The following is a 17,974-nucleotide window of genomic DNA, read 5'->3' as shown; positions in this document are numbered from 1 at the left end:
AGCGGCCGGCGTGACGCACGTCACGGTCCGGAGCGGATTGAGCACGAGTTGCCGGGACCCGGGGGCAGTCGAAGCATGGAAGACGTGACCGACGTGACGGACATGGCAGGACCGGACGACGGCGGTACGGGCGACGTACCCGGCCCGGCGGAGGTGCCGGAGTCGCCGGACGAGGAGGCGGCCGGATATCTGAGGTTCCCGGATCTGCACGGGGACCGGCTCTGCTTCGTCACCGAGGACGACCTGTGGCTGGCGCCGCTGCCCGCCCCCGGCGCGCGGCCGGAACCCGCGCGCCGGCTCACCGTGGACCGCACCCGCGTGGGCCCGCCCCGCTTCTCCCCCGACGGCCGGCACATCGCCTGGACCGGGTGGCGCACCCTGGACCCCGAGGTCCACCTGATGTCCGCGGACGGCGGGCCCGCCCGGCAGCTCACCCACTGGGGCGCCCCGGACACCCGGGTGTGCGGCTGGACTCCGGCGGAGCGTACGACCGGCAGCCGGGTGCTGGCCGTCAGCTCGCACGACCAGCCGTTCTCCCACTTCTCCTGGGCCTACGGGCTGCCGCCGGACGGCAGCCCGGGCGAGCGCATGCCGTGGGGCCCGTGCGCCGACATCCAGCTCAGCGGCACCGGCCGGACCCGCCGCACCCTGCTGCTGACCGGCAAGCCGCCGCACGAGCCGGCGTCCTGGAAGCGCTACCGGGGCGGCGCGACGGGCCGGCTGTGGCTGGACGGGCGGCGGCTGCTGGGGGACCTGGACGGGCACCTGGACCGCCCGATGTTCGTCGGCGACCGCATCGCCTTCCTCTCCGACCACGAGGGGGTCGCCAACCTGTACTCCTGCCGCCCGGACGGCACCCGGCTGTGGCGGCACACCGACCACGACACGTTCTACGCCCGCCACGCCGCCACCGACGGCAGCCGCGTGGTCTACCAGTGCGCGGGCGAGCTGTGGCTGCTGGAGGAGCTGACCCCGGACAGCCGCCCGCGGCGCCTGGCGGTGCGCACCGCGGGCCCGCGGGCCGGGCGGCGCGCCTATCAGGTGCCCACCGCCCGGCACGTGGACTCCCTCGCCGTGGACACCACGGGACGGGCCAGCGCGGTCTGTGTGCGCGGCAGCCTGTACTGGCTCACCCACCGCGACGGCCCCTCCCGGGCGATCTGCGACGTCCCCGGGGTGCGGGTGCGGCTTCCGCGGATGCTCGGGGACACCGGCCGCGTCGCGTACGTCACGGACGCCGAGGGCGAGGACGCCGTCGAGATCGCGCATCTGCCCCGGGCGTCCGGCGGCCGTCCCCCGCGCCGGGTGGCCGCCGGGCAGCTGGGCCGGGTGCGGGAGATGACCGCGGCACCGGACGGGCGGACGCTGGCGGTCGCCTCCCACGACGGGCGCCTGCTGCTGGTCCCGGTGGGGCCCGAGCCGGAGACCGACGCCGCGGAACCCGAGGTGACCGAGCTGGTCCGCTCGGACAACGGCCCCGTCCGCGACCTGTCGTTCTCCCCCGACTCCGGCTGGCTGGCCTGGGCCCACCCGAGTGTGGGCCGGTCGCTCAGCCGGATCCGCATCGCCCGGCCGGGCGACCCGGACCAGCCGGTCGTGGACGTCACCGACGGACGCTTCGAGGACGAGGAGCCGGTGTTCACCCGGGACGGCCGCTACCTGGCGTTCCTGTCCTGGCGCGGCTTCGACCCGGTCTACGACGTCCACACCGGCGACCTGTCCTTCCCGCTGGGCTGCCGCCCCTACCTGGTGCCGCTCTCCTCGGCCACGCCGTCCCCGTTCGCGCTGACCCCCGAGGGCCGCCCGGCGGCGGGCGGCCTCGACCCGGACGACACCGACGGCGCGGACGGCTCGGTGACCGTGGAGGCCGAAGGGCTGGCCAGCCGGGTGACGCCGTTCCCGGTGGCCGCATCGAAGTACTCCTCGCTGCACGCGGTCAGCGGCGGCGGGCTGGTGTGGCTGCGCTGGCCGATCTCCGGGGCCCTCGGCGAGACGTTCGTGAATCCCTCGGACACCTCCGGCAAGCCGACCCTGGAGCACTACGACCCGGCCAGGGCCAAGCGGACGGAACTGACCGGTCTGGTCGAGTGGTTCGCGCCCAGTGGGGACGGCACCCGGCTGCTGGTCCACGAGGACGAGGAGCTGCGCGCGGTCCCGGCGACCGACCTGGCGGACAGCGACTCGATGGTCGTCGTGGACATGCGGCGGATCGTGCACCGGGTCGATCCCGGTGCCGAGTGGCGGCAGGCGTTCGAGGAGGCGGGCCGGATCGTGCGCGCCTACTTCTGGGAGCCGTCGATGTGCGGCATCGACTGGGCGGCGGTCCTCGACCAGTACCGGCCGCTGGTGGAACGGGTCGCGACGCCCGACGAGTTCGCCGATCTGCTGCGCGAGACGATGGGCGAGCTGGGCACCTCGCACGCCTACGTCACGCCCGCCCGCCGGAACGAGGGCCCTCCCCACTACCAGCGCCCGCTGGGCCTGCTGGGGGCGGACTTCCGGCGCGACCGGCACGGCGGCTGGCAGATCGCCCGCATCCTGCCGGGCAACTCCTCGGACTCCAAGGCGCGCTCGCCGCTGGCCGGCACCGGTATCCGGGAGGGCGCGGTGCTCACCCACATCGACGGCCGGCCGGTCGACCCGGTCGCCGGGCCGTGGCCACTGCTGGCCGCGACCGGCGGGACCGGTGTCGAGCTGACCGTCACCGAGCCGCCCGCCGCGGGCCGGACGGGACCGGGCGGAGAAGTGGGGGACGGCACCGACGCGGCGGACGCGTCTGCCGCCCGGGCGCCCCGGCTGCGCCGGGTGGCGGTGGTGCCGCTGACCGACGACCGGCCCCTGCGTTACCAGGACTGGGTGACCCGCCGCCGCGAGGTGGTGCGGCAGCTCAGCGACGGCCGCTGCGGCTACCTGCACATCCCGGACATGGGCGGCTCGGGCTGGGCGCAGTTCAACCGGGACCTGCGGATGGAGGTCACCCGGCCCGCGCTGCTGGTGGACGTCCGGGGCAACGCGGGCGGCCACATCAGCGAGCTGGTGGTGGAGAAGCTGACCCGGCGGATCCTGGGCTGGGACCTGACCCGCGACGCGCAGCCGGTGTCGTACTCCTCCGACGCGCCGCGCGGGCCGGTCGTCGCGCTGGCCGACGAGGCGACCTCCTCCGACGGGGACATGATCACCGCGGTGTTCCGGCTGCTCGGCCTCGGCCCCGTGGTGGGCGCCCGGACCTGGGGCGGCGTGGTGGGGATGACCGGCCGGCACCGGCTGGGCGACGGGACGGTGATCACCGTCCCGATGAACGCGGCCTGGTTCGAGGGCTACGGCTGGGGCGTGGAGAACCACGGGGTGGAGCCCGACATCGAGGCGCTGCGGACCCCGGTGGACTGGGCCGAGGGCCGCTACGTGGCGCTGGAGACGGCGGTGCGCACCGCGCTGGAGCTGCTGGAGCGGCACGGCACCCGTACTCCGCCCGGCTACGACCACGCCCCGGACCGCCGTCGTCCGCCGCTCCCTCCACGCGGTCCCGGCGACAGCGGTCCCGGCGGCAAGGGCGGCGGCGCGGGGTCGTGAGGGCCGCCGTCGCGCGGGTACCCGGGCGGGACACGGCGGACCGGCGCACGGATTACGGGGACATGCGGCGTATGTCCACCCGTGCCACGCTGGAATAGGCCGTTCGAGTGCCCCAGCGACAGTGAAGGAGCGAGCCATGGGTGCCGGAGACAAGTTCAGGGACAAGGCCCGGGAGATGCGCGAACGCGCCGAGCAGGCCATCGGCGACCGGAAGAAGGGCGAGCGGGAGAGCCGCGAGTCCGGCGACACCGGACGGGAGCGGTTCGAGCGCACCGGCGAGGAGTACACGCATCGCACGGGCCGGGAGGACATCCACCGCACCGGCCGGGAGGACACCGGAGGGCCCGGCCCCGAGCAGGGGCTGCGCAAGCCCAGGCGCCAGGTGCGGCACACCGACGACTGGGACGAGGACTTCGGCTGAGGATCCCCGCCCCCGGTACGGCGGCGGCGCCCCGCGTCCTCCCCGGCTGTCCGGGAAGGCGCGGGGCGCCGGACGCGGAGCCGCCGGACTCCGTTCCTGCCGCCCCCGCCCGCCGTCCCCGGCCGTCCCCGGGTGGCGGAGGCGGCGGGCTCAGCGGGCGGAGCGCTGCTTCTCGTCCGCCGCGCCGCCGGCCCCCACCAGACCGGTGCGGGCGGCGGCACTCTCCTGCAGGCGCGGGCCCAGGCGCCGCATCTCGCGCTGCCCGACCCGGCCGATGACCGCGGGCAGCAGGCCGCGCACCGGCTGCATGCCGCGCAGCCACCACTGGCCGTAGACGTGCGCCGAGCGCCGCACGATGCCGGCGACCAGGCGGTCCACGGCCGGCTGGGCCGGGTAGGTGCGGTTGGCCGGCCACGGCAGCCGGGACCGCAGGTCGCGCAGCAGGTCGTCCTCGTCGGCGCCGCGCACCATGTCGGTGTCGGTCCAGCTCAGGTAGCCCACGCCGACCTTGACGCCGCGCCAGCCGACCTCGGCGCGCAGGCTGTGCGCGAAGGCCTCCACGCCGGACTTCGAGGCGCAGTAGGCCGTCATCAGGGGCGCGGGGGTGATGGCGGCCAGCGAGGCGACCTGCAGGAAGTAGCCCTTGGCGGCCAGCAGCGCGGGCAGGAAGGCCCGGCAGGTCACCGCGGAGCCGATGAGGTTGACCTCGATGACCCGCCGCCACGCCTCGTCGGCGGACTCGCTGAACGGCCCGCCGAGCGCCACCCCGGCGTTGGCGACCACGATGTCGACCGCGCCGAACCGTTCGACGACCTGCCCGGCGACGGTGCTCATGGCCTCGGCGTCGGTGACGTCGGCGTGCCAGTGGGCCGATTCGCCGGGCAGCGAGGCGCTGACGCGCTCCAGTTCCGCCGGTTCCAGGCCCACCAGGGCCACCCGTGCGCCGCGCTCGGACAGCCCGCGGGCCAGCAGCTCGCCGATGCCGCGGGCTCCGCCCGTGACGACGGCGACCTGTCCGGCCAGGCTCCGGCGGGTACCTGTCTTGTTGCTCATGCTGATGTCCTCATGCCGTCGTGGAGCCCTCGCGGGGCCCGGCCGGTGTGACCTTGCTGTCGCTCTCGCCGCCGTTGATCCCGGCGGCACCGGGCGCGCCTTCCTTCAGGTGAACACGTACCAGCCCGCGCAGGGCGTCGGCGACCGTGCCGGTGTCCTCGATCGGCGTCATGTGGCCCATCCGGGGCAGCTCGACCAGCGTCGTGTCGGGCAGCGCGCCGGCCAGCCGGTGGGCGTGCACGGGCGGGGTGAGCCGGTCCGCGGTGCCGTACAGCACCACGGAGGGCACCGTCAGGTCCGCGGCGCGGTCCAGCAGGTCCAGCCTGCCGAGTACCTTGCCCCACTCGGCGCGCGGGCGGCGGGCGCAGGCGTGCACGATGCGGGCCACCTCGGTGCGCTGCTCGGCGGTGGCCTCCGGGCCCATCGTCACGTACCGCAGCAGCCGCTTGGACAGCGGCGTGACCGGTCCGAAGGGCAGGGCGGAGCCCAGCAGCAGCCGGTGCGCGTGGTGCCGCTTCTTCCCGCCGCGCAGCGCGATCACCCGGGACTCGACGGACAGGCGGCTGACGCCGGTGCTGCACAGCATCGCGGCGACGGCCCGCTCCCGCAGGCAGTCACGGGGAGCGGCGGCGACGATCGTCATGGCGCCCATCGAGTGGCCGCCGACGACGGCCTTCTGCCCGGGCTCCAGCACGGCGTCCAGCACCGCGCACAGGTCGTCTGCGAGCGCCTCGGTGCCACAGCTGCCGGGGGTGGCGGGGGTGCGGCCGTGGCCACGCTGGTCGTAGAGGACGACGCGGTGGTCCTCGGCCAGCAGCCGCGTCACCGGGTACCAGAAGGTGGTGTTGCAGGTCCAGCCGTGGGCCAGCACCACGGTGGGGGCGTCGTCCGGTCCGTGGATCTCCACGTGCAGCCGGGCACCGCCGGTGGAGGTGACGGTCGTCTCGCGGCAGGGGATGCCGGGGCCTGCGGGGTTCTGCGGCCGGGGGCCGGAACGCCTGGTTCGTGCGGTCATGCGGGGGCTCCTTCGCGGGCGCGGACCACGTCGTACTCGCCCAGGTCGAGGGTCCTGGTCTCCTTGCGGAACGCGGCGGTGGTGCCGGGCCACACCGTGGTGTTGCGGCCGCTCGCGTCCAGGTACCAGCTGGTGCAGCCGCCGGTGTTCCACACCGTGCGGCGCATCCGTTCCTGGATGTCCCGGTTCCAGTTCTCGACGGCCTCCGGGCGCGGGGTGAGCGCGGCCCGGCCGCCGAGGGCGTCCAGCTTGGCCAGGTAGTCGGCCAGGTAGTTCAGCTGGGATTCGATCATGAGGATCATCGAGCTGTTGCCCAGACCGGTGTTGGGCCCGATGATCATCATGAAGTTGGGGAAGGCCGCCGCGGTGGATCCGCGCAGCGCCGCCATGCCGTGCTGCCACTCCTCGGCGAGCGTGGTGCCGTTGGCGCCCTTGACGCGGTCGGCGATCGGCATGTCGGTGACGTGGAAGCCGGTGCCGAAGATGACGGCGTCCGCCTCCGCCGTGGTCCCGTCGGAGGCGACCAGGGTGCTGCCCCGGATCTCCCGCAGCCCGCCGGTCACCACGTCCACGTGCGGCTTGGCGAGCGCCGGGTACCAGTCGTTGGACAGCAGGATGCGCTTGCAGCCGATCCGGTAGTCCGGGGTGAGCGCCGCCCGCAGCTGCGGGTCCTTGACCGCCCGCTTCATGTGGCGCTCCGCGATCTTCTCGACCACGCGCAGCTGGCCGGGGTGCCGGACGAAGGCACCGACCTGGAGCTCGCGGATGGTCCACAGCAGCCGGCGCCGCGCCGCGCGGGTGAACGGCAGGGCGCTGTGCAGCCACTGCTCGAACCCGCTGATCCTCCGGTCCGCCCGGGGCAGCACCCACGGGGGCGTGCGCTGGAAGACGGTCAGCCTGTCGACCTCGCGCTCGATCGAGGGGACGATCTGGATCGCGGAGGCCCCGGTGCCGACCATGGCGACCCGCTTGCCGCGCAGGTCGTAGTCGTGGTCCCAGCGGGCGGTGTGGAAGACCTTGCCTGGGAAGCCGGACAGGCCGGGGATGTCCGGCAGCTTGGGGTCGGACAGCGCGCCGGTGGCCGAGACCACCATGTCGGCGGTGAGGGGGCCGCGGGGGGTGTCGATGACCCAGTGCAGCTCCTCGTTGTCCCAGCGGGCGGACTCCACCTCGCTGTTCAGCCGGATGTGCGGGCGCAGCCCGAAGGTGTCGGTGACCCACTCCAGGTAGGCGCGGATGTGCTCCTGGCCGGAGAAGCTGCGCGGCCAGCGCGGGTTGGGGGCGAAGGAGAACGAGTACAGGTGGGAGGGCACGTCGCAGGCGCAGCCCGGGTAGGTGTTGTCGCGCCAGGTGCCGCCGACGGCGTCGGCTCTCTCCAGCACCACGAAGTCCGTGATACCCATGCGGCGCAGCCGCACGGCGGCCCCCAGACCGCCGAACCCGGATCCGATCACCGCCACCCGCACGTGGTCGTCAGCGCGCATACCGCCTCCCGAGGCAGAACATTGCCAGCGATTACTGGCATGGTCGGACTGTAGAGCAGGAACGTACTGATCGGTAGGGGGTGCGCCGAACATAGACTCGACGCGTGGAAACCCAGGACGAGCAGCCGGATGCCGCGCCCCGCCAGTACCGCACGGCGGAACTCGCCGAGGCCGCCGGGATCAGCGTGCGCACGCTGCGCTTCTACCGGGAGCGCCGGCTGCTGCCGCCGCCCCGGCGGGAAGGCCGCGTCGCCTGGTACGACGACCACCACCTGGCCCGGCTGCGCACCATCACCGCCCTGCTGGAGCGCGGCCACACCCTGGGCGGCATCGCCGAGATCATCGCCGCGTTCACCAGCGGACGGGACGCCGGCAGCACGGCGGAACTGCTCGGTCTGGGCGAGAGCCACCTGTGGGCCGAGGAGGAGCGCGTCCGGCTGACTCCCGAGGCGCTGGCCGAGCACTACGACGGCGAGGTGAGCGGCGAGGACCTGGCCACCGCGCTGGACATCGGCTATCTGGCGGTGGACGGCGACGAGCTGGTGCATGTGAGCCGTGCCCTGCTGGACGCCTCCTCCGCGCTGGTCCGGGAGGGCATCCCACTGGGCGCCGTACTGGCCGCCGGGCGGCGCGTGCGGGAGCACGCCGACGCGCTGGCCGCCCTGTTCACCGAGCTGGCCCGGGTGCACGTCCTGCCGGAGGTGCTCGGCCGCACCACCCCCGGGCCACTGTCGGACGACGAGATCAAGCGCCTGGGCGATGTCCTGGACCGCCTCAGGCCGCTGGCCAAGCAGGTCGTCCACACCGAGATCTCGCTGGCCGTGGACCGCCGGCTGCGCACCGAACTGGACGAGAGCGCGGCCGGCGGGCCACCCGCGCCGTAGCCCCGGATCCCTTCACCCCTCCGGGCCTTCTTCCCGCACCGGCTCGTCCGGGCGGGTCATCGACGTGAGCCCGCGCAGGCCGTCCGCCAGCACGGCCGGGTCCGCCCCCGGGAACAGCGCGCGCTGGATCACGAAGCCCTGCATGGTGCCGAGAACCGTACGGGCGACGTGCCCGGCCGGAACATCGCCGGGCATCAGCCCGCGCCGCTGGTAGTCCTCGACGACCTCGGTCCACAGCCCCAGCAGCCGCTCGAAGCCGCCCCGCAGCACCTGGGCGAGACGTTCGTCGCGCAGCGTCTCGGCCCATGCCTGCACGGCCAGTTCGGGCGGCAGCGCGGGGTCCCCACCGGCGAAGACACTGCCGGCCAGATACCCGGCCATCTCGTCCGGCAGCGGGGACGGGCGGAGCCGGGCAGCCTCCGTGAACGCCTCCTCCAGCCGGTCGAAGACGTGCAGCGCGATGGCCGTGATCAGCTCGTCCTTCCCGGTGAAGTACCGGTAGACGGCGCCGGCCGACAGGCCGCTCTCGCGCAGGACGTCCTGCATCGACGTAGCGTGGAAACCGTTGCGCGCGAAGCAGCGGATGGCGCCTTCCAGGATCTGCCGGCGCCGGGCATCGAGGTGTTCCTGCGAGACGCGGGCCATGCCGCGAATGTAAAACGAATGTTCCTTCTTGACAACCCCTCGGCGGAGGCGCACCGTGAGGACCGCAAAACGAACGATCCTTCTCTTTGCCTGGGAGGGCACGCATGCGCAGCAGCGCTCCCCCGGCCGCACGCCGGCCCCAGCCGCGTCCGCCCGCACGCTCGGTGGCCGCCGTCCTGATCCTCGTCCCGGTGTTCGTCGCCCTGGCCCTGTGGGCCTTCGCCTGGCCGAACGCCAACCCCCGCCCGCACGACCTGCCGCTGGGCGTCACCGGGCCGCCCCAGGCCACCGCCCCGCTGACGGAACGCCTCCAGGCGGCGGACGGCGCCTTCGACGTCCGCACCTATCCGGACGAGGCCGCGGCCCGCGACGCCATCAAGAACCGCGAGGTCTACGGGGCGCTCGTGCCCGGCCCGGACCGGGAGACCGTCGGGCTGCTGACCGCGAGCGCCGCCGGGCCGAGCGTGGCACTGCTGCTGGAGCAGGGGGTCTCCGGCCAACTGCCCCAGGACGTCCGGCTGGAGGTCACCGATGTAGTGCCCTCCCCTTCGAGTGATCCGCGCGGAGGCGCGCTCGCCGCGAGCGTTCTGCCGCTGACCCTGGCCGGCGTCCTCACCGGAGCCCTGCTCACCCTGCTCGGACTGCGCGGCCGGCCGGCCGTCGCCGCGCTGGCGGGGGCCTGCGCCCTCGTCGGGCTGGTGGGCGCCGCGATCGGCCACACCTGGCTTGGCATCCACGCGGGCCATTGGTGGGCGGCAGCCGGTTCCCTGGCTCTGGTGTCACTCGCGGTGGCGGCCACCGTCGCCGGGCTCGGCGCCCTGATCGGGCCGCCCGGCATCGGGGTCGGCGCCGTGCTGATGGTGCTGTTCGGCAACTCCTTCTCGGCCGCCGCCTCCGCGCCGCAGCTGCTGCCGGAACCGGTCGGCACCCTGGGCCAGTGGCTGCCGCCCGGAGCCGGCGCCTCGCTCATCCGCTCCGTGTCGTTCTTCGACGGCGCGGGCGCCGGACAGCCGCTGCCGGCCCTGGCACTGTGGACCGCCGCCGGATTCTCCGTGATGCTGCTGCGCGACCTCACGCCGCGCGGGGCCGGACGCGGCCGGGCCGCATGAAGTGCGGCGGGCTCACCTGTTGGCTCCCCCTGAGGCCAAACGGCCTTCGGGCCGAGGACCGTGCCAGTCCAGGCACATGACGGTGGCGTCGTCGGCCAGGCGTCCGGCACAGGCATCGACGACCGCGGCGGCAAGAGCCCGCACAACCTCCCGGGGGTGTTCGCCGCGGGTGTCCCCGATCAGGCCGGGCAGGTCCACGGACTCGGCCTGGCGTTCCTGCATGCCGTCGGTGTACAGCACGAGGCGGTCGCCGGGACGCAGGTCGAGGTCCTGCACCTGGTAGGCGGTGGACGAGAGGACGCCGAAGGGCAGGTTGACCGCCAGGGGCACCTCATCCACCGTGCCGCCGCGCAGACGCAGGGGCCAGGGATGTCCGGCGTTGACGAGCTGCGCGCCGGTCCCGTCCAGGGCGATACGCAGAAGCTGGCCGGTGGCGAGCGTGCGGTGGCCGTGGTCGAGGAGGGCCTGGTGGGTCCGGCGGGCCTGTGCGGCCAGGCCGGCCCCGGCACGGCGGGCGCTGCGGGAGGCACTGACCAGGAGAGTGGCCATGAGGGAGGCTTCGACGTCGTGGCCCATGGCGTCGGTGAGGGACAGGTGCAGGGTGTCGCGGTCGAGGGCGTAGTCGTAGGTGTCCCCGGCGATGGAGTCGGCGGGGACCAGAGCCGCGGCAAGGGTGAACTCGGCGGCTTCGCAGGAAGGGGCGGCGGGCAGGAGCTGGCGCTGGATCTCGGCGGCCAGACTGATCGGGGTGGTGCGCCGGCCCCAGTGGTAGAGGTCGGTGAAGCGCCGGTCGGTGACGACGATGTACGCGAGAGCGTGCGCGGCCTCCTCGACCCTCGGCAGCACATCGCGCGTGGCCTCCGAAAGGTGCAGCTCCAGTACGCCGATGGTGTCACCCCGGTTGGTGACCGGGGCGAGGACCCATTGCCCGTGTCCGCGGTCCGGCGACCGCACCAGTTGCTGGGAGCGCAGTACCTCTTCGTAGACGCTGCCGGCAAGCCAGATCTGCTCAGCGCCCCGGCTCCGCCGCGAGGCTCCTTGCTCACTGACCCGCACCATCTGCCGGCCGATGAGGTCGACAATCAGGAACGACACGTACCGCGCGCCGAACCGGTCGCGCAGATTGCGCGCGACCACATCAAGAGACGCCTCCGGCGCGGCGCTCTCCGCGGCGGCGAGCAACCCGGCCAGCCCGCTCCGCTCGCCTCCCACCGCCGCCTCCCGGTGTGTCCCCTTCCGGGCCCGATCAACCATAAGTACCACTCCTGCCCGACCCACGCCCGGTTCAACCTTTTCGGGCAGGCGGGCATCCGCGCCCGCGCGCTGCCGCTCAGAGCGGCTTGACGAAGCAGCGGCTCCCCGGCTCGCAGCGGTAGACACCGAACTTGCGCTCCTCGGGAAGCAGCACATAGCCGCTGGAGCGGTACAACTGCATGGCCTCGGGCTGCTTGGTGCCCGTCTCCAGCACCATCCGGACCCTCCCGGCCTCCCGGGCGGTGTCCTCCAGCCGGGCCAGGATCCGGCGGGCCAGCCCGAGCCCTCGGGCCTCCTCCACCACGAACATCCGCTTGATCTCGGCGTCCCCCGGGGAGTAGCCCTCCTCGGCGTCCTCCTGGGACCGCCACCCGCCGGTGGCCACCGGGCGGCCCTGCGGGTCGTAGACCATCAGGAACAGGCCGCGCGGGGGGTCGAACATCTCCGGGGCGAGCGGCGTCACATCGCCCTCGCTGCCGTAGCGCACCGCGTACTCGGCCTGCACCATGTCGTTGAGCTTCCGGGCATCGGGGTGGTCGAAGCGCGCGGTCACCATCTGCATGCCGCCATCGTACGGAAGCCCCCGGCCCTGCCGGCGCCCCTTCGCACGCCGCCGGATGCCCGTCACCGGTCGGGCCGGCCACTGCCCGGACACTCGTCCAGGGTGCCGGTCTCCTGATGCATGGGGGTCGGATCACCGGATTCTCCCGAGACACCGGCGCCGCACACCGGGCAGACCGCGGGCGTCGCCGCCGGATCGGCCCGCATCAGACCGCGTCCGGGAGGTCGTACTCCCGCCCCGGTGCCCGCTCACCGGGACGCAGGGCGTGCACGAACGGCGCGAAAACCCTGGCTCCGCTGTGGAAGTGGACTCCCACGCCGGGGTTCGCGGCCCCCTGCCGTTCCGCCGAGTAGGTATAGGCACGGGCGATCTCCCGGCTGCCCGCGGACACCAGGGCACCGGCCAGCATCTGCTCCACCAGGGCCAGCGCCACAGGCCCGGGTCCGGCCGGGGTCGGCACCGCGGGCATGTCAGGCACCTCTCCCTCCTCCGGCCGCTCCGGCTCCGCCGGGTTGGCCCCGGGCCGGGCCTGCGCGGTGATCGCCTGCCAGATCTGCGCACCGCCCGCCAGGCTCACCTTGATGCCGAACGGCCGCCGGGTGCCGTCGGCCCACAGCTCGGCCGCCGCGATGCCCGGGGCGGCCCGGTAGGCGTCCAGCGCATAGTCACGGAATCGATCCGGTCGCATTGCGTCACACCACCCCTACTGCACGTGAATGTCAGTCTAAGAAGGCGGACTCACCCCGGCGGGCGGCCGGACCCGGACAGGGCCCGGCGGTCGAAGCCCGCTCGGAGCGCGCGCGGCCCGACCTCACGCCCCGGCCGCCCCTGCGGGCCGGACGCGGCGGCAGCGGCCGGTCACCGCAGGTGACGCCGCCCCCGGGGATCAGATCTCGCAGTGGCAGGGCCCGTAGGATGCACCGGTCGATGACCACCCAACGGCAGACAGGGGCCTTGCGTTGCTCACCGTGACCACCGTGAACGTGAACGGCCTGCGGGCCGCGGCGAAGAAGGGCTTCGTGCCGTGGCTCGCCGCGACCGACGCCGACGTGGTGTGCCTCCAGGAGGTCCGCGCCGAGCAGAGCCAGCTGCCCGACGAGGTGCGCGAGCCGGCCGGCTGGCACGCCCTGTGGGCGCCCGCCGCGGCCAAGGGCCGGGCAGGTGTGGCGCTGCTCACCCGCAAGGCCCCTGAACGGGTGCGGACCGGCTTCGGAGCGGCGGAGTTCGAGGACTCCGGCCGCTACCTGGAGGCCGACCTGCCGGGCGTGACCGTGGCGAGCCTCTACCTGCCCTCCGGCGAGGTCGGCACCGAGCGGCAGGAGGAGAAGGAGCGTTTCATGGCCGCTTTCCTGCCCTACCTGTGCGAGCTGCGCGAGCGGGCCGCCGCGAGCGGGCGCGAGGTGCTGGTGTGCGGCGACTGGAACATCGCCCACCACGAGGCCGACCTGAAGAACTGGAAGGCGAACCGGAAGAACGCCGGCTTCCTGCCGGAGGAACGCGCCTGGCTGTCACGGGTCTTCGGCGAGGAGGGCGGCTACACCGATGTGGTCCGCGCCCAGCACCCCGGGCAGGACGGCCCGTACTCCTGGTGGTCCTACCGCGGCCGGGCCTTCGACAACGACGCCGGATGGCGCATCGACTATCTCGCCGCCACTCCGGGCCTCGCCGCCCGGACCGTGAAGGCCCTGGTGGAACGCGCCCCCACGCACGCCGACCGCTGGAGCGACCACGCCCCCGTCACCGCCGTCTTCGACCTGTAGGCCGCCCTCGACACTCCCCGGCCACCCTCAACCCTTGGAGGTAAATCCTCTCCGTATTCTTGCCCTCGACGTGGACAAGAAAGCGCTCATTCTGATCTCTCGTGTTCTTCCGGCCACGCCGAAGCGATTGCCGAGAACGGGACGACGTCACCGAACGCGCTCCTCGCCGGACGTGAAGCTTTCGATGAGCTCTTCATCAAAATAGGGCAGCGCTCCGTACCGGCCGGCCAAGTATCGCTTCTCAAGATTTTCCACCCGGTCCCGCGGCCGGTACTCGAGCAGGGCGATCAGCTCCGATGCGCCCGCCGCTCTCTTGGGGCCGTCCGCGTGCCCCTTCTCCACCAGCCACACCTGATCCCGCCTCAACCGGGCGTCCGAGCCGGGTGACAGCAGAGAAGTATCGTGGGTGTTGAAGATCAGTTGGGCGCCCAGCGGATTCGTCTTCTCTTCCTGGAAGAGAGCAACGAGTCTCGCGGCCAGCAACGGGTGCAGCCTGGCGTCGAGTTCATCAATGACCAGCACGGAACCGGTGTTCAATGCGCTCACGACGGGACCGAGCAGCCCTGTCCATGTCCGGGTTCCGCTCGACTCCAGACCGGGATCGATGGCGACCGTTCCCTCGCTCCCCCGGTGCGCGAGCCGCACGGTTCGGCGGGACTTCATCCACGCCGAGAGGTCTTCTTCGTCCACGGAGTCGGGATGCAGAATCCTCAGAGCCTGGACAAGCCTGGCCACCTCTTCGTCACTGGACGCGTCCTCCGAGACATCGAAGGATTCCACTCCGAAATCCGCGTAGCGCAGGAGGTCCTCGACCTGTTCGCGACCGCGCGTTTCCCACAGCTGTACGGTCTCCGCGAAGCGCTCGGCATAGTTCGCCTCTGTCGCGATTCTCAGTTCCTTGCGGAACCAACTGTGGAGACGCAGCAGCAGGGGATGATTGTTGCTCGCTCCGGCCGAGAGGTAGAGGCTGTTCGACCGGACGATGTCCTCTATGACCTTTCGCCGGCCCGAGAAGGCGTCACCGTAACCGAAAACACCGCCCCGATCCCGCACGAACAGCTTTCGCCGCTTCCTGTGCGGATAGCTGAACAGCCACTCCTCGAGCACCTGACTGTCGTCCACTGTGAAGCCGTACTCGTACCGGACCTCATCGAGGACGAGGTCCACCGCGAACGTCGACGGCCTTTCCGCTCCTGCCCCGCTGAGCATGAAGGGAAGACGCTCGACACCACCGTCCGGCTGCCAGCGCCGGTGCGAGTCCAGCACTACCCGTCGCATGTACCCCAGAGCCCGGACCACGTTGGACTTCCCGGAGGCGTTGGCACCGAAGATCGCGGCGACGGGCAGCGCGCTGAGGCTGCTGCCGGGCACCCGCATCGTCCGGCGCCCCTCGTGCGCCTCCTCGGCGATGAGGCTGAGTTCCTGTTCCTCCAGTAGCGACGCGTAGTTCTCCACCCGGAAGCGCAGAAGCACACTGATCTCCCTCATCGGCCGCTCGTGTGTCGCATCCCACTCTGTCCCTGTTTTGACGGCCAGGATCTGCAAAAACTGCCGAGATGCCCCGCCAAACCCGATGGGAACTGGGTTCCTGCCCGGCTCACGGCCTGATGTTGTGGTTGAGGCGGAAGAGGTTGGCCGGGTCGTAGCGGCGCTTGAGCTCCGTCAGGCGGCCGAGGTTGCCGCCGAAGTTGTCGCGCAGCACGGTCTCGCGGTTCTCGTAGAAGCCGGGGAAGTTGGCGTACTCGCCGCCCGCGGCGTAGGGCTCCAGCTCGCGGTAGGTGTCACGCGCCCAGGCCAGGCACGCGTCGTCGTCCCCGGGCCGTTCCCAGTTGGCCTCGATGCCCGCCAGGTAGGGCGCGGACCGGTCGCCGAAGGCCGACTCGGCCGCCGGGACGCGAGCGGCGGCGCCGCCCAGCTGCCAGACGTCGATGTTGCTGTGCGGGGAAGGGCTGGACTCGTTGAGCTTGACCAGGGTCTCGACGGCCTCGTCCGGGAGGTCCCTCAGGAAGCGGGACTTCCAGTAGTACCGCATCTCACGGGCCGGGTAGTCGGCGTCGAAGTAGCGCTGGATGTCCAGGTAGGGCCGCGGGCCGCTGTCGTCGACGATCGGGCTCCCGAACGCCCGCAGCGGGGCGAGGGCGCGCTCGCCCTCCTCCGGGTCCCCCGAGTGCACCGCGACGAGGCCCAGGACGGGCCTGCCCCGGTGCTCGGCGGGTATCGGATCGGCGTCGGGGCCGTGCCACAGAACGGCGAAGGCACTCACCTCCTCCGGCGCGGCGGCGGCCCATTCGCGGAAGTGGCGCAGCCCGTCGGCGGCCCGCGAGCCGGGGTGCAGCGTGAAGAGCAGGTAGGTCTCCGGGCCGACCGGGTGGGCACGGAACTCGAAGCCGGTCACCACGCCGAAGTTCCCGCCGCCGCCGCGCAGCGCCCACAGCAGGTCCGGTTCGTCGTCCGGACCGGCCCGCAGCACCCCGCCGTCGGCCGTGACGACCTCGGCGCCCAGCAGGTTGTCGCAGCTCATGCCGTATCTGCGGCGCAGCCAGCCGAGGCCGCCGCCGAGCGTGAGCCCGGCGATGCCGGTCTCGGAGACCACACCCATGGGCACCGCGAGCCCGTGCCGCTGGGTCTCCCGGTCCAGATCCCCGATGGTGGCGCCGCCGCCGGCGTGGACGGTGAGGCGGGCCGGGTCGGCGCGCACTTCGTTCATGGGCGACAGATCGACGACCACGCCCCCGTCGCAGACGGCGCTGCCGGCCACGTTGTGGCCTCCGCCGCGCACCGCGAGCAGCGCCTCGTGCTCCCGGGCGAAGCCGACCGCGGCGTGCACGTCGGCCGTCGCGGCGCACCGGACGATGAGCGCGGGCCGTCTGTCGATCAGGCCGTTCCAGACCGCCCGCGCGTCGTCGTAGTCCGGGTGGTCCTCGGTGAGGGTGGTACCGCCCTCCAGCCGGGCGGCGAGCGCCTCGACCTCGGCTGACGGAACGGTGGCGGTCCCGCCGGACAGCGTGCGCAGCTCAAGCATGGTCTGGCCTCCTCAGCCTCGCCGGATGCTGTTGCCCCTCCTTCACCGTACTGCGGCATCACGGACAAATCAGACCCGCGCCCGGTCGGGCGCCGGCTCCGGTCAGGCCCGCGCCGGCAGGCCGAAGGTGTCCGCGATCAGCTCGTAGCTGCGCAGCCGCGCCTCGGGGCCGTGCACATTGGTGGTGATCATGAGCTCGTCGGTGCCGGTACGCCGCACCAGCTCCTCCAGCCCTTCCCCCACCGTCGCGGCGGTCCCGTGCACCACGTTGGACAGCCAGGCGTCGGCCATCTCGCGCTCCCCCCGGCCGAAGCGGTACGCCGCCGCCTCCTCAGGCGAGGGCATCAGGCCGGGCCGTCCGGCGCGCAGGTGCACCATGGCCAGCGCCCCGGTGAGCACCTGCCGCTGCGCCTCGCGCTCGTCGTCGGCCGCGAGAACCGAGACACCGATCATGGCGTAGGGCTCCCGCAGGACCGCGGAGGGCCGGAACGAGTCCCGGTAGAGCCGCAGCGCGGGCACGGTGTTGCGGGCGGAGAAGTGGTGGGCGAAGGCGAACGGGAGCCCCAGCCGCCCGGCGAGTTCGGCGCTGAACCCGGAGGAGCCCAGCAGCCACACCGGCGGCCGGCCCGGCGCGCCGTTCACCGGCCCGGGCACGGCATGGATGCGCCGGTAGGGGTGGCCGTCCGGGAAGCCGTCGTCGAGGAACCGGACCAGCTCCGTCAGCTGCTCGGGGAAGTCGTCGGCTCCGGGCGCCGCCCGGTCGGTGCGGCGCAGCGCCGCGGCGGTGGCCCCGTCGGTTCCGGGGGCCCGCCCCAGCCCCAGATCGATGCGCCCGGGCGCCATCGCCTCCAGCGTGCCGAACTGTTCGGCGATGACGAGGGGGGCGTGGTTGGGCAGCATGACGCCGCCGGAGCCGAGACGGATCCGCTCGGTCCGGGCGGCGAGGTGGGCTATCAGCACCGCGGGCGAGGAACTGGCGACGCCGGGCAGCCCGTGGTGCTCGGCGACCCAGAAACGGTGGTAGCCGCGCCGCTCGGCGAGCCGGGCGACGGCGGTGGTCGTGCGCAGCGCCTCGGCGGGTGTCTGGCCGCTGCCGACCGTCGCCAGGTCCAGGACGGACAGCGGCGCGGGGGCCGTTCCCCCGCGCCGCGCTCCGATGGCGTCCACTTCTTCCCCGGCCACGGCCGCACCTCCT

The 17,974-nt window shown here is 73.2% G+C and carries 15 protein-coding genes; 5 read left to right on the top strand and 10 right to left on the bottom strand.

Annotated features, from left to right (window positions below; translation table 11 throughout):
- The first annotated feature begins 75 nt into the window (after positions 1-75).
- Entirely contained in the window at positions 76-3,570 is a 3,495-nt protein-coding gene (locus ABD299_RS12390; protein WP_344261517.1) for a S41 family peptidase, read from the top strand.
- Positions 3,571-3,706: 136 nt separating this feature from the next.
- Positions 3,707-3,991 carry a hypothetical protein gene (locus ABD299_RS12385; RefSeq protein WP_344261515.1) on the top strand — a complete coding sequence of 95 codons (285 nt, stop codon included), beginning with the start codon at positions 3,707-3,709 and terminating at the stop codon, positions 3,989-3,991.
- Between the two features lie 150 nt (positions 3,992-4,141).
- On the opposite strand, the gene ABD299_RS12380 is transcribed toward ABD299_RS12385, so the two are convergent.
- The 3 genes from ABD299_RS12380 to ABD299_RS12370 are packed head-to-tail and all read right to left on the bottom strand — an operon-like array spanning position 4,142 to position 7,543.
- Entirely contained in the window at positions 4,142-5,044 is a 903-nt protein-coding gene (locus ABD299_RS12380; protein WP_344261513.1) for an SDR family oxidoreductase, read from the bottom strand.
- Between the two features lie 10 nt (positions 5,045-5,054).
- Complete coding sequence (locus ABD299_RS12375) at positions 5,055-6,059, bottom strand: alpha/beta fold hydrolase (protein ID WP_344261511.1); 1,005 nt, start codon at positions 6,057-6,059, stop codon at positions 5,055-5,057.
- Entirely contained in the window at positions 6,056-7,543 is a 1,488-nt protein-coding gene (locus ABD299_RS12370) for a flavin-containing monooxygenase (RefSeq protein ID WP_344261509.1), read from the bottom strand. Before ABD299_RS12370 ends, ABD299_RS12375 begins: the two co-directional genes overlap by 4 nt.
- Before the next feature lie 104 nt (positions 7,544-7,647).
- Between ABD299_RS12370 and ABD299_RS12365 the strand changes: the two genes are divergently transcribed.
- Positions 7,648-8,427, top strand: coding sequence for a MerR family transcriptional regulator (locus tag ABD299_RS12365; protein ID WP_344261507.1), 780 nt, complete (start codon positions 7,648-7,650; stop codon positions 8,425-8,427).
- 12 nt (positions 8,428-8,439) lie between these two features.
- Here the strand turns inward: ABD299_RS12365 and ABD299_RS12360 are convergent, their stop codons facing one another.
- A complete protein-coding gene (locus ABD299_RS12360) occupies positions 8,440-9,072 on the bottom strand; it encodes a TetR/AcrR family transcriptional regulator (protein WP_344261505.1) in 633 nt (210 codons plus the stop codon).
- Between the two features lie 104 nt (positions 9,073-9,176).
- On the opposite strand from ABD299_RS12360, the gene ABD299_RS12355 reads away from it, so the two are divergent.
- Positions 9,177-10,181, top strand: a complete 1,005-nt coding sequence (locus ABD299_RS12355) for an ABC transporter permease (protein WP_344261503.1) — start codon at positions 9,177-9,179, stop codon at positions 10,179-10,181.
- Positions 10,182-10,193: 12 nt separating this feature from the next.
- Here ABD299_RS12355 and ABD299_RS12350 read toward each other — a convergent pair whose 3' ends face one another.
- The 3 genes from ABD299_RS12350 to ABD299_RS12340 all read right to left on the bottom strand — a co-directional run bounded on the left by ABD299_RS12350 (position 10,194) and on the right by ABD299_RS12340 (position 12,685).
- Entirely contained in the window at positions 10,194-11,435 is a 1,242-nt protein-coding gene (locus ABD299_RS12350; protein WP_425581321.1) for a PP2C family protein-serine/threonine phosphatase, read from the bottom strand.
- Positions 11,436-11,511: 76 nt separating this feature from the next.
- On the bottom strand, positions 11,512-11,997 hold the full coding sequence (locus tag ABD299_RS12345; protein WP_344261501.1) for a GNAT family N-acetyltransferase: 486 nt from the start codon (positions 11,995-11,997) through the stop codon (positions 11,512-11,514).
- Between the two features lie 205 nt (positions 11,998-12,202).
- Positions 12,203-12,685 (bottom strand): hypothetical protein, encoded by a 483-nt coding sequence (locus ABD299_RS12340; protein ID WP_344261499.1) that lies wholly within the window; start codon positions 12,683-12,685, stop codon positions 12,203-12,205.
- Between the two features lie 271 nt (positions 12,686-12,956).
- Between ABD299_RS12340 and ABD299_RS12335 the strand changes: the two genes are divergently transcribed.
- Positions 12,957-13,757 (top strand): exodeoxyribonuclease III, encoded by an 801-nt coding sequence (locus tag ABD299_RS12335; protein WP_344261497.1) that lies wholly within the window; start codon positions 12,957-12,959, stop codon positions 13,755-13,757.
- 147 nt (positions 13,758-13,904) lie between these two features.
- Here ABD299_RS12335 and ABD299_RS12330 read toward each other — a convergent pair whose 3' ends face one another.
- The 3 genes from ABD299_RS12330 to ABD299_RS12320 form a co-directional block, all read right to left on the bottom strand.
- Complete coding sequence (locus ABD299_RS12330) at positions 13,905-15,230, bottom strand: AAA family ATPase (protein WP_344261495.1); 1,326 nt, start codon at positions 15,228-15,230, stop codon at positions 13,905-13,907.
- 124 nt (positions 15,231-15,354) lie between these two features.
- Positions 15,355-16,779 (bottom strand): FAD-binding oxidoreductase, encoded by a 1,425-nt coding sequence (locus ABD299_RS12325; RefSeq protein ID WP_344261493.1) that lies wholly within the window; start codon positions 16,777-16,779, stop codon positions 15,355-15,357.
- Positions 16,780-16,881: 102 nt separating this feature from the next.
- Positions 16,882-17,961, bottom strand: coding sequence for an LLM class flavin-dependent oxidoreductase (locus ABD299_RS12320; protein ID WP_344261491.1), 1,080 nt, complete (start codon positions 17,959-17,961; stop codon positions 16,882-16,884).
- Between the last annotated feature and the right edge of the window lie 13 nt (positions 17,962-17,974).

It is taken from the genome of Streptomyces sodiiphilus (assembly GCF_039529215.1).
GTDB lineage: Bacteria > Actinomycetota > Actinomycetes > Streptomycetales > Streptomycetaceae > Streptomyces > Streptomyces sodiiphilus.
This window is presented reverse-complemented; position numbering and strand designations above follow the sequence as displayed.